The organism is Micromonospora sp. AMSO12t (assembly GCF_008806585.1).
GTDB classification, from domain to species: Bacteria; Actinomycetota; Actinomycetes; order Mycobacteriales; family Micromonosporaceae; genus Micromonospora; species Micromonospora reichwaldensis.
In genome coordinates this window covers 1-12011 of the sequence record NZ_WAAS01000204.1, presented here as the reverse complement: position 1 = coordinate 12011, position 12011 = coordinate 1, and the positions used below count along the sequence as shown (strand labels likewise).

Here is a 12011-nt window from a genome sequence, read left to right as displayed (position 1 = left end):
GTACGGCGGCGGGTGCGGACGGCGGCGGCCAGGTGGCTGAGGACCTCCTCGGTGGTGTCCCAGCCGATGCAGGCGTCGGTGACCGACTGGCCGTAGGTCAGCTCGCGGGTCGGGTCAAGGTCCTGGCGGCCGGCGAGCAGGAAGCTCTCCAGCATGATCCCGACGATGCCGCGCTGGCCGGCGTCGAGCTGGGCGGCCACGTCGGCGGCCACCCGCGGCTGGTTGCGGTGGTCCTTGCCGCTGTTGGCGTGGCTCGCGTCGATCACCACGCGCTCGGGCAGGCCCGCCGCCCGCAGCAGCTCCAGGGCGCCGGCCACCGACTCCGCGTCGTAGTTCGGCCGCCCGCCGCCGCCGCGCAGCACCAGGTGCCCGTCCGCGTTGCCCCGGGTGTGCAGGATCGCCGGCGTGCCGGAGACGTCGATGCCGGGGAAGACGTGCGGTACGCCGGCGGCGCGGATGGCGTCCACGGCGGTGCCGATGCTGCCGTCCGGGCGGTTCTTCATGCCGATCGGCATCGACAGGCCGGAGGCGAGCTGCCGGTGCACCTGGCTCTCCACCGTCCGCGCGCCGATCGCGCCCCACGCCACCGTGTCGGCGATGTACTGCGGGGTGATCGGGTCGAGGAACTCGCAGCCGACGGGGAGCCCCAGGCGCAGCACGTCGAGCAGGAGCGCCCGGGCGGTACGCAGGCCGGTGTTGACGTCGCCGGAACCGTCCAGCCCGGGGTCGTTGATCAGGCCCTTCCAGCCCACCGTCGAGCGCGGCTTCTCGAAGTAGACCCGCATCACCACCAGCAGGTCGTCGGCCACCCGGGCGGCGGCGTCGCGGAGCAGGTGGGCGTACTCCAGGGCGGCGGCCGGGTCGTGCACCGAGCACGGGCCCACCACCACCAGCAGGCGGTCGTCGGCGCCGTCCAGCACCCGGCCGACCGCGCGTCGCCCGGCCAGCACGGCCGAGGCGAGCGTGTCGTCGAGGGGCAGGTCGTGGTGCAGCAGGGCCGGGGTGGTCAGCGGCACGACACGGTCGATCCGCTGATCGCTGACCCGAACGGTCTCCGGGGTGGTCACGGTGGGAATCCTTCCGCCGACCGTGCCCCGGGGCCGGTGCCCAGGTCGAGCCGGCTGCTCGTACGCAAAAGGGCAGGAACGAGAGCTCCTGCCCGGCCGGCTCGAATGTGGTGACGTCAGATCATGGTGAAGTCACCGGCGTGCGAGCCGGCTGCCTAAACCATCGATACGAACGCGTCACGCGGCCAAGCGTACCCGGTTGCGCGGGAAGGTCCACCCGGTCGTCGGGAAAGACTCGCTTCGTGTTCACCTCCATCGATGCGTGCGACGGTAGTTTCATCGACACCGACCGCTGTTTCCCGGAGGTTCCCGATGGACCGTCGTACCGTCCTGCGCGCCACCGTCGTCGGCGGCGCCGCCGCCTTCTCCGGCAGTCTCTGGGCCGGCGCCGCCCATGCCGCCCCTGCTCAGCCGGGTGCCAGCCCCTACGGGCCGCTCGGCGCGGCCGACGCCAACGGCATCCAACTGCCCGCCGGCTTCACCAGCCGGGTCGTCGCCCGCTCCCGCCAGGCGGTGCCCGGCACGTCGTACACCTGGCACGACGCGCCCGACGGCGGCGCCTGCTTCGTCGCCGGCACCGGCTGGATCTACGTCTCGAACTCCGAGATCCTGAGCACCGGTGGGGCATCCGCGGTGCGCTTCGCCGCCGACGGCAGCGTCGTCTCGGCGTACCGCATCCTGTCGAACACCAACCGCAACTGCGCGGGCGGCGCGACCGGGTGGGGGACCTGGCTCTCCGGCGAGGAGGTCAACCGGGGGTACGTCTACGAGACGTACCCCCAGGGCGGCCGGGCCGGGGTCCGGCGGGCCGCGATGGGCCGGTTCAACCACGAGGCCGCCGCCTGCGACCCGGACCGCCGGGTCGTCTACCTCACCGAGGACGAGACCAACGGCTGCTTCTACCGGTTCCGGCCGACCACCTGGGGCGACCTCTCCGCCGGCACCCTGGAGGTGCTGGTCGCCGGCACGGGCACCAGCGGCCCGGTGAGCTGGGCACGGGTGCCCGACCCGGACGGCTCGCCCACGCTCACCCGCGACCAGGTCGCCGGGGCGAAGAGGTTCAACGGCGGCGAGGGCTGCTGGTACGCCGACGGCACCTGCTGGTTCACCACCAAGGGCGACAACCGGGTCTGGGCCTACGACGCGGTCGACCAGCGCATCGACCTGGCGTACGACGACTCGCTGGTCTCCGGGACGGCGCCGCTGACCGGGGTGGACAACATCACCGGGGCCCGCTCGGGCGACCTCTACGTCGCCGAGGACGGCGGCAACATGGAGATCAACGTGATCACCCCGGCGGGGGTGGTCGCCCCGTTCCTGCGGATCACCGGCCAGTCCTCGTCGGAGATCTGCGGGCCGGCGTTCTCGCCCGACGGCAGCCGGTTCTACTTCTCGTCGCAGCGCGGCACGTCCGGCTCCTCCTCGGGTGGCGTCACCTACGAGGTACGCGGACCGTTCCGCTCCTGAGCGGCCCGCCGCCGCCGGGGCCGGTCGCGATCATCCGGGCGCGATCATGCGGCGTGCCGGAGGCGGCGGCGGGGTATGTGGGCGGTCATGAGTCACGAGCAGAGCGACCAGGAACGAGTGGAGTCCCGCGCACACCTCCTGCCGGAGGAGGCGGCGGCCGGCAGCGACGACCCCCACGCGCAGGCGGAGGCCATCCTCGCCGAGTCCGACCTCCGGGAGGAGGACCGCAACGCCGCCCCCGACACCGTGCTGGAGCGGCGTACCTCCGATCAGACGGTGACCCCCATCGAGCCCCCCGACTGAGCCACGGCCCCCGGGCCCGTCGCGAGCCGCGGTAGCTGTGCTCCCGCAGCCAGGCGATCGGGCCGACCGCCCGCAGCCCCGGCGGCAGGTTGCCGATCGGGTCGAAGGCCAGCGCCGCGTCCTCCCGGGCGCCGAGCTGGGCACCGAGGCTGACCTGCCCGAACGGACGCCACGGCCCGACGGCGGACGCGACCGCGAGCACCAGGCGCGGCGCGTCCGCCCGGGCCGCGGCGGCCACCTCGGCCAGGCTGCGGCCCAGGCCGGGCGACTCCGGGTCGGCCAGCGCGGCCAGGAAGAGCCGCCGCCGGCCCGCGCGAAACGGCATGATCGTGCTGTACGTCCCCGCGAAGCGCCGCCGGGGCAGCGGCAAATTCCGCAGCAGCGGCGCGGCCCCGCTGGAGCTGACCAGCAGGTCGAACGGCCGCTCACCGTCGCGGTGCAGCCGCACGGCCAGCCCCAGCACGTCCGGCCAGGCGCCCGGCGTGGGCACGCCCTTGGAGAGCCGGACGGTCGCCCGGAAGTGGCCCGGGCCGTCCAGCAGCGGCACCCCGGTCGGCGGTCCCGACGTACCCCAGACGACGACCTCGCCCGCGAACGAGCGGCCCGCGGGATGCAGCAGGCGGGCCCGGCGCAGCCGGGTCAGGGCGGCGGTCGCGCGGTCGACCGCGACGGCGGCCCGGTCGGTCACGGTGGCGGCAGGCGGCATGCCTCCCCGGTACCCGGCGGCCGGCGGTCGATGCCTCGCCGCGTGCGGCGCGTCCCCTCCCGCGCACCTGATCGGATAGCGTCGTGCCATGCCCGACAGCGGTTACCCCTGGCCCATCGAGACCACCCGCCTGGACAACGGCCTGCGCGTGGTGGTGAGTGAGGACCGCACCGCTCCGGCGGTCGCCGTGAACCTCTGGTACGACGTCGGCTCCCGGCACGAGCCCGAGGGGCAGACCGGCTTCGCGCACCTCTTCGAGCACCTGATGTTCGAGGGCTCGGTCAACGTGGCGAAGACCGAGCACATGAAGCTGGTGCAGGGCGCGGGCGGCTCGCTCAACGCCACCACCAACCCGGACCGCACCAACTACTTCGAGACCGTCCCCGCCGAGCACCTGGAACTGGCGCTGTGGCTCGAGGCGGACCGGATGGGCGGCCTGGTCCCCGCGCTGACCCAGGAGACGCTGGACAACCAGCGGGACGTGGTCAAGAACGAGCGGCGCCAGCGCTACGACAACGTGCCCTACGGCGACGCCTGGCTGCGGCTGCTGCCGCTGCTCTACCCGCCCGGGCACCCCTACCACCACGCCACGATCGGGTCGATGGCCGACCTGAACGCCGCCGACCTGGCCACCTTCCAGGCGTTCCACCGGACGTACTACGCGCCGAACAACGCCGTGCTCACCGTCGTGGGCGACGCCTCGGCCGCCGAGGTGTTCGCGCTGGCCGACAAGTACTTCGGCGCCCTCCCGCCGCGCGCGGAGATCCCGCCGGCCCCGGACGGCCGGACCGTCCCGGCCACCGGCCGACCCGCCGTGGAGACGGTCACCGCCGAGGTGCCGGCGCCGCGCGTCTACATCGCGCACCGCACCCACCCCTTCGGCAGCCCCGGCTACGACGTGCTGACGGTGCTCGCCACCGTGCTGGGCAGCGGCCGGGGCAGCCGCCTCTACCAGCGTCTCGCCGACGGCGAGCGGATCGCCCAGCCCGACATGGTCGGGGCGTACGGGGTGGACCTGGCGCACGCCCCCGCGCCGCTGATCGCCACCGCCACGGCCCGCCCCGGGGTGAGCGCCGAACGGCTGGGCGCCGGGCTGGCCGAGGTGGTCGACGAACTGGCCACCGTCCCGGTCACCACCACCGAACTGGACCGGGCCAAGTCCCTGCTGAGCACCTCGTGGTGGCGGCAGATGTCCACGGTGGACGGCCGGGCGGACACGCTCGGGCGCTACGCCACCCAGTTCGGCGACCCGGCGAAGGCCGCGGAGCGGCTGCCGGCCTGGCTCGCGGTGACCGCCGAGCAGATCGCCGAGGCCGCCGCCGAGGTGCTCGCCGCCGACGACCGGGTCACCCTGACCTACCTGCCCGAGGAGAAGCCCTGATGACGCTGATCGCCGACCGTCCCGGGCCCGGCGCCGCCCGCCCGTACCGGTTCCCGCAGGTGGTCCGCCGCACGGTGGCGGGTGGTCAGGTGGTCGCCGCGCACCTGCCCGGGCAGAACCTGGCGGTGGCGCTGCTGCTGCTCGACGCGGGCGCCGGCCGCGAACCCACCGGCAAGGAAGGGCTCGGCGCGGTGCTCGCCAAGGCCCTGGAGGAGGGGACCGCGCAGCGCGACGCGACGGCGTACGCGCTGGCGATCGAAGGGCTCGGCACCGAGCTGGTGATCGGGCTGGACTGGGACTCCTTCCAGGTCAGCGTGCAGGTGCCGGTGGAGCGGCTGAACGCCGCCGTGGAGCTGCTCGCCGAGGCGGTGCGCACCCCGAAGCTGGACCCGGACGACGTCCGGCGGGTCCGCGACGACGAGGCGACCGCGCTGCGGATGGACTGGGCCAACCCCGGCCCGCGGGCCGACGCGGCGCTGCGCGCGGACCTGTTCGGCGCCGGCAACCGCTGGGGCCGTCCCCTCTACGGCGACCCGGAGTCGGTGGCGGCGCTGGACGTCGAGGACGTCACGGTCTTCCACTCCGAGTGGTTCATCCGCCCCGGCACGCTGGTCGTCGCCGGGGACCTGGACCGGCTGGACCTGGACGCGCTCGGCGCGGCGGCGTTCGCGGGCACCGGCGGCGGGCCGGTCGACCGGGGCGGCCCGATCGAGGTGCCGACCCGGCCCGGCCGGCGGATCATCCTGGTGGACCGGCCCGGCTCGGTGCAGTCCACGCTGCGACTGGGCCACCCGTCGCCGCACCGCTCCCACCCCGACCACGTGCCGATGACGCTCGCCGGCACGGTGCTCGGCGGGGCGTTCACCTCCCGGCTCAACCACCTGATCCGCGAGGTGCGCGGCTACACGTACGGCATCCGGGGCGACTTCGCCTCGTCCCGCCGGTTCGGCCGGTTCGGGGTCAGCTCCGGGGTGCAGACGGCGGTCACCGCGCCGGCCGTCGTCGAGTCGGTCGGCGAGATCACCCGTACCCGGGAGACCGGGGTGACCGAGGAGGAGCTGGCGGTCGCGCGCTCCTGGCGGGCCGGGCAGCTCTCCGTCGAGTTGCAGAGCCCCCGGTCGATCGCCTCCGCGCTGACCACCCTGGTCGTGCACGACCTGCCCGACGACTACCACGCCCGGTTGCGCGAGTCGCTGCTCGCCGCCGACGTGGCGGAGGTCTCCGCGGCGGCCGCCACGCACCTGCGCCCGGAGGACCTCACCATCGTGGTGGAGGGCGACGCCGCGGTGATCCGCGACGAACTCGTCGCCACCGGCCTGGGCGAGCTGGTCGACCACGCCTCCTGAGCGGCCCGGGGCGGTGTGACATGGGTCGCGCCGCCCCCGGCCGGCGCGGGTGGCCCGTCCGGGGCGGCCGGCGTGGATGCTCCGGCGGGCCGCCCCGCCGGCTGACGATCCTCCCGTCCCACCGGCCCCTCCGGCGAGGTCGTTGCGTCCCGGCGCGGCCCGGAGTGGCCACGGCCACCGCCGGGCGGGAGCGCCGCCGGCCCCGGTGGGTGGGAAAGCGTTCCCGGTCGGGTCGCCGGGCTGGGTAGCCTCGCGGGCATGAGGATCGGCATTGTGGGGGCCACCGGCCAGGTCGGTGGCGTGATGCGGCAGGTGCTGGCGGAGCGGGAGTTCCCGGCGGAGCAGGTGCGGTTGTTCGCCTCGGCGCGGTCGGCCGGGCGCACCCTGCCCTGGCGGGACGGCGAGGTGACCGTGGAGGACGCGGCCACCGCCGACTACTCCGGGCTCGACATCGTGCTCTTCTCCGCCGGCAAGGGCAGCGCGAAGGAACTCGCGCCCCGGGTCGCCGCCGCCGGCGCCGTCGTCATCGACAACTCCTCGGCGTTCCGCATGGACCCGGAGGTGCCGCTGGTCGTCGCCGAGGTCAACCCGCACGCCGCCGCCGTACGCCCCAAGGGGATCATCGCCAACCCGAACTGCACGACGATGGCCGCGATGCCCGTGCTGCGCCCGCTGCACGCCGAGGCGGAACTGGTCAGCCTGGTCGTCTCGACGTACCAGGCGGTCTCCGGCGCCGGCCTGGCCGGCGTCGCCGAACTCGACGAGCAGGTCCGCAAGGTCGCCGAGCACGCCGCCGGCCTCGCCTTCGACGGCGCGGCCGTGGAGTTCCCGGCCCCCCGCTCGTTCGCCCGGCCGATCGCGTTCAACGTGCTCCCGCTCGCCGGCTCGATCGTCGACGACGGCAGCTTCGAGACCGACGAGGAGCAGAAGCTGCGCAACGAGAGCCGCCGCATCCTGGAGATCCCCGGGCTGCGCGTCTCCGGCACCTGCGTACGGGTGCCCGTCTTCACCGGCCACTCGCTCCAGATCAACGCCCGCTTCGCCCGCCCGATCAGCCCGCAGCGGGCCCGCGAGCTGCTCGACGGCGCTCCCGGCGTGGCGCTCGCCGACGTGCCGACCCCGTTGCAGGCGGCCGGCCAGGACCCGACCTTCGTCGGGCGGATCCGCGCCGACGAGACCGTCGAGCACGGCCTCGCCCTGTTCTGCTCCAACGACAACCTGCGCAAGGGCGCCGCGCTCAACGCGGTGCAGCTCGCCGAGCTGGTCGCCGCCGAGCGCCGCTGACCGACGCGCCTTCCCCGGGCCTCCGCCAGCTGTGGCGGGGGCCCGTCGCGTCCCCCGGTGCGGCCCGTCGCGTCGGCGTACGGCGGGCACACGGGCGCGGGCGGGGCGTCCGCCGTGGTTCGATGGGAACGCCGTGACCGGTCGAAGCGGAGGTTGCCGTGGCGGACGACGAGACCCAGCGGGCGTTGACGGAGCTGATCGCCGGCCACCGGCTGGGGGTGCTGGCCACGCTCAAGCGGGACGGGCGCCCGCAGCTCTCCACCGTCATCTACGCCTTCGACAGCGGCGCGGCCCTGATCCGCGTCTCGGTGACCGACGGCCGGGCCAAGACCGCCAACCTGCGCCGGGACCCGCGCGCCTCGTTCCACGTCGCCAGCGACGACGGCTGGGCGTACGCGGTCGCGGAGGGGCGCGCCGAGCTGACGCCGGTGGCCGCCGACCCGCAGGACGCGACCGTGACGGAGCTGGTCGACCTCTACCGGGCGATCCAGGGGGAGCATCCGGACTGGGCCGACTACCGGCGGGCGATGGTCGCCGAGGGGCGCCTCGTGCTCCGGCTGCACGTCGAGCGCCTCTACGGCCTCCCGCCGCGCGCCTGACCCGGGCCGGGGTCGCGCGCGTTACCCCGTGCGGTCGGCGGGTAGACGGCGGTGCCGACACCGAGAGGGGAGCACCATGACAACGGTCGGAGAGTTCATGACGACCCGGTTGGTGACGATGGACGGCAACGACACGCTGATCGCCGCGGCGCAGGAGATGCGCGACAGCGCCATCGGCGACGTGGTGGTGACCGACGGCGACGACGTCATCGGCATCGTGACGGACCGGGACATCACGGTCCGGGGCGTGGCCGAGAACATGGACCCGAACTCGACCCCGCTCAACCAGATCACCAGCAAGGACGTGATCACGGTCAGCCAGTACGACGACGCGGTCGCCGCCGCCGACCTGATGCGGACCTACGCCGTACGCCGGTTGCCGGTCATCGACGACGGGCGGCTGGTGGGCCTGGTCTCGATGGGTGACCTCGCCGTGGAGCGGGAACCGCAGTCGGTGCTCGCCGACATCAGCGCCGACGAACCGAACAACTGACCGTACGCGTCGACGCGCCGGCTCCCCGAGATGGGGGCCGGCGCGCCGGTCCTCGGCTGGACCGCCGGATCTATGATCCCGGCGTGTCCGCAGAGCCCCCCGCACCAGGCCGGATCGCGCCGACCGGCTGGCGCCCCGACGTCCGACCCACCCTGCCGCCGACCGGGCCCGTTCCGCCGACCGGGCCCGTGCCGGTCGCGGGAGCGTGGTCGGCCGGTAGGTCGACGGCGATGACGGTGCTGTTGGTCCTGTTCGGCCTGGCCGTGGTCGCGGTGAACACCGCCATCGCGTACGTGGCGGTCGGTGCGAAGGTCGTCCCGATCGTCACCGGGCTGCTCCTCTGCCTGGTGTTCGTGCTCGCCGTGCGTCTGCTGCACCGGGCCGCGTGGCTGGCGTTCCTCGCCATGGGGCCGGCCCTGTTCGTCCTCGTGGGCTCGGTGCAGCTCGCACCCGAGGCGGTGCTGGAGGCGCGCGGCGTCCGCCAGGAGGTGACGATCGTCGACGTGTCGGTCGTCGGCAAGCGGCATGCCTTCACGCTCCAGGGCGCCGACGGGCGCCTCGACGAGCCGCTGGTCCACCAGGGCAGCAACCCCAGCTACCAGGTCGGCGACAGGCTCGCCGTGCTCACCGATCCCGACGGGGTGGTCGAACTCGAGGCCGCCGACCGGGTCGACTCCGGCGGCATGGTCGCGGCACTGCTCCTCGGCGGTGCCGGCTGGACCTTCATCGCACTGCTCGCCGGGTGGCGCGGCCACGTCCGCCGCCGGAACGACCGCCACGACACCCTCCTGATCTAGCCCGTACGCGCAGGGCCACCCCCGCCGGGCGGGCGACTCACCCGGTCCGGGCGAGGTTGGCCCGGCACCGGACGGGGACCCCGTGCAGGGACATTGCCCGACGGGGGAGGAGAAGACCCGATGGTGGACGCGACGACGAGGTTCTTCGAGGACCTCGACCGGCGGGGGTACGACCCCCTGCTGGCGAAGTCCTCCGGGACCCTGCGCCTGGACCTGCACGAGGGGGCGCACACGACGCACTGGCTGCTGCGGATCGACCGCGGGCGGCTCCAGGTCAGCCAGGAGGACCAGGATGCCGACACGGTGGTCGGGACCAGCCCCGAGCTCTTCGAGGAGGTCGCCGCCGGCCGCGAGCACGGGGTGGCCGCGCTGCTGCGGGGGGACATAACGGTGAGCGGAGACCTGCGGCTGGTGGTGCAGATGGAGCGGCTCTTCCCCAGCCATCCGGACACCCGTGGACCACGTCGGCATTTCAGGTCCCGTCAGGAGGTGCGGTGATGGCGCAGAACACGATCCGGATCCTGGACGGCAGCACCTTCGTGGTGTCAGAGGACACCGGGGACATCGAGGCGACGCCGAGCGAGCCGACCGGGTTCTTCTCGCTGGACACCCGCTTCCTGTCGACGTGGGTGCTGACGGTCAACGGGGACCGACTCACCCCCCTGTCGTACGACGACCTGCAGTACTACGAGGCCCGCTTCTTCCTGGTGCCGGGGATGGCCACCCACTACGTCGACGCGAAGCTGTCGATCGTCCGGGAGCGGGCGGTGGGGGGCAGTTTCCGGGAGACGCTCACCATCCTCAACCACGACGAGAAGCCGATCGACCTGGAGATCAGGATGGAGGCGGCGTCCGACTTCGCCGACCTGTTCCAGGTCAAGGACGAGATCCTCAACAAGAAGGGCGAGATCTACACGGAGGTCGAGTCCGACCGGCTGCGCCTGGGCTACCGGCGGGGCAACTTCATCCGGGAGACGCTGATCTCCGCGTCCCCGGCTCCACGCTACGACCGCAAGGGCTTCGCCTACTCGATCCACCTCCAGCCCAACGAGCAGTGGAAATCCGAGATCGACGTCAAGACGATGGCGGTCTCCCCGGGCGGGCGGGACCTGCGGATGGGGCTGCGGGCGCACACCACCGAGCGGCTCGCCCTCCAGCACGACCTCGAGGAGTGGATCGCCAGGGCCCCCAAGGTCAACAGTCAGCACGACCGGGTCGCCTCGACGTACCGCCGCAGCCTGATCGACCTGGCCGCGCTGCGCTTCTCGCCGCTCTCCCTCGGCGGGGCGTCGTTGCCGGCCGCCGGCCTGCCCTGGTTCATGACCATGTTCGGGCGGGACAGCATCCTCACCTGCCTGCAGACGCTGCCGTTCACGCCGGAGCTGTCGAAGACCACGCTGCGGATCCTGGCCTCGCTCCAGGGCACCCGGTTCGACGACTTCCGGGACGAGGACCCGGGCCGCATCCTGCACGAGATGCGGTACGGCGAGACCGCCGCCTTCGAGGAACAGCCGCACTCGCCGTACTACGGGTCGGTGGACGCGACCCCGCTGTTCCTGGTGCTGCTCGACGAGTACGAGAAGTGGAGCGGGGACGTCGAGCTGGTCAGGGAGCTGGAGCGGGAGTGCCGGGCCGCGCTGGAGTGGATCGACGACTACGCCGACCTGGTCGGCAGCGGCTACATCTGGTACGAGCGGCGCAACACCGACACCGGCCTGGAGAACCAGTGCTGGAAGGACTCCTGGGACTCCATCTCCTACCGGGACGGCACACTGCCGCCGTTCCCCCGGGCCACCTGCGAGGTGCAGGGGTACGCGTACGACGCGAAGCTGCGGGCCGCCCGCCTGGCGCGCGAGTTCTGGGGTGACCCGGACTTCGCCGACCGGTTGGAGCGGGAGGCGGCGGCGCTCAAGGAGCGGTTCAACCGGGACTTCTGGGTGGCGGACGGCGAGTACTACGCCCTCGCCCTGGACCCGGACGGGCGCCAGTGCGACGTGCTCAGCTCCAACATCGGTCACCTGCTGTGGAGCGGCATCGTCGACGACGACCGGGCCGAGAAGATCGCCGAGCACCTGGTCGGGCCCCGGCTCTTCACCGGCTGGGGGGTGCGGACGCTGGCCGAGGGCGAGGTCCGCTACAACCCGATCGGCTACCACAACGGCACGATCTGGCCGTTCGACAACTCGTTCATCGCCTGGGGCCTGCGCCGGTACGGCTTCGCCGAGGAGGCGGCGGTCATCGCCAACGGCATCCTCGACGCGGCCACCTACTTCCAGGGCCGGCTGCCGGAGGCGTTCGGGGGCTATCCCCGCGAGCTGACCAAGTTCCCGGTGGAGTACCCGACGGCGTGCAGCCCGCAGGCCTGGTCGACCGGCACGCCACTGCTGCTGTTGCGGACGATGCTCGGCCTGGAGCCGCACGAGGGGCACCTCGCGGTGGAGCCCCGGCTGCCGATCGGGATGGGGCGGATCGAGGTGCTGGACATCCCGGGCCGGTGGGGCCGCGTCGACGCGTTCGCCCGGGGCCGCCTCGACATGCACCGGCTCACCGACTAGCGCGGGCCCGGCT

11 protein-coding genes are annotated in these 12011 nt (G+C 73.6%); 9 read left to right on the top strand and 2 right to left on the bottom strand.

Annotated features, from left to right (window positions below):
- A partial coding sequence (locus F6X68_RS24095; protein ID WP_151456420.1) for a 3-deoxy-7-phosphoheptulonate synthase occupies positions 1-1076 on the bottom strand: 1076 nt, incomplete at its 3' end.
- 303 nt (positions 1077-1379) lie between these two features.
- Between F6X68_RS24095 and F6X68_RS24090 the strand changes: the two genes are divergently transcribed.
- Positions 1380-2534: an alkaline phosphatase PhoX gene (locus tag F6X68_RS24090; RefSeq protein WP_151456419.1), complete on the top strand. Its 1155-nt coding sequence runs from the start codon at positions 1380-1382 to the stop codon at positions 2532-2534.
- Between the two features lie 85 nt (positions 2535-2619).
- Here F6X68_RS24090 and F6X68_RS24080 read toward each other — a convergent pair whose 3' ends face one another.
- Positions 2620-3543 (bottom strand): phosphodiesterase, encoded by a 924-nt coding sequence (locus F6X68_RS24080; RefSeq protein WP_225852392.1) that lies wholly within the window; start codon positions 3541-3543, stop codon positions 2620-2622.
- An 88-nt stretch (positions 3544-3631) separates the two neighbouring features.
- Between F6X68_RS24080 and F6X68_RS24075 the strand changes: the two genes are divergently transcribed.
- The 8 genes from F6X68_RS24075 (at position 3632) to F6X68_RS24040 (ending at position 11998) form a co-directional block, all read left to right on the top strand.
- Entirely contained in the window at positions 3632-4924 is a 1293-nt protein-coding gene (locus F6X68_RS24075) for a pitrilysin family protein (protein ID WP_151456418.1), read from the top strand.
- Positions 4924-6270: a pitrilysin family protein gene (locus tag F6X68_RS24070; RefSeq protein WP_151456417.1), complete on the top strand. Its 1347-nt coding sequence runs from the start codon at positions 4924-4926 to the stop codon at positions 6268-6270. The genes F6X68_RS24075 and F6X68_RS24070 overlap by 1 nt, the downstream gene beginning before the upstream one ends.
- Before the next feature lie 258 nt (positions 6271-6528).
- Positions 6529-7554, top strand: a complete 1026-nt coding sequence (locus F6X68_RS24065) for an aspartate-semialdehyde dehydrogenase (protein WP_151456416.1) — start codon at positions 6529-6531, stop codon at positions 7552-7554.
- Between the two features lie 158 nt (positions 7555-7712).
- A complete protein-coding gene (locus tag F6X68_RS24060; RefSeq protein ID WP_151456415.1) occupies positions 7713-8153 on the top strand; it encodes a PPOX class F420-dependent oxidoreductase in 441 nt (146 codons plus the stop codon).
- A 76-nt stretch (positions 8154-8229) separates the two neighbouring features.
- Positions 8230-8646, top strand: coding sequence for a CBS domain-containing protein (locus F6X68_RS24055; RefSeq protein ID WP_151456414.1), 417 nt, complete (start codon positions 8230-8232; stop codon positions 8644-8646).
- Positions 8647-8876: 230 nt separating this feature from the next.
- Entirely contained in the window at positions 8877-9443 is a 567-nt protein-coding gene (locus F6X68_RS24050; protein WP_151456413.1) for a hypothetical protein, read from the top strand.
- A gap of 120 nt (positions 9444-9563) precedes the next feature.
- Positions 9564-9941 (top strand): SCP2 sterol-binding domain-containing protein, encoded by a 378-nt coding sequence (locus F6X68_RS24045; protein ID WP_151456412.1) that lies wholly within the window; start codon positions 9564-9566, stop codon positions 9939-9941.
- Entirely contained in the window at positions 9941-11998 is a 2058-nt protein-coding gene (locus F6X68_RS24040; RefSeq protein ID WP_151456411.1) for a glycogen debranching N-terminal domain-containing protein, read from the top strand. The genes F6X68_RS24045 and F6X68_RS24040 overlap by 1 nt, the downstream gene beginning before the upstream one ends.
- Positions 11999-12011: the final 13 nt, after the last annotated feature.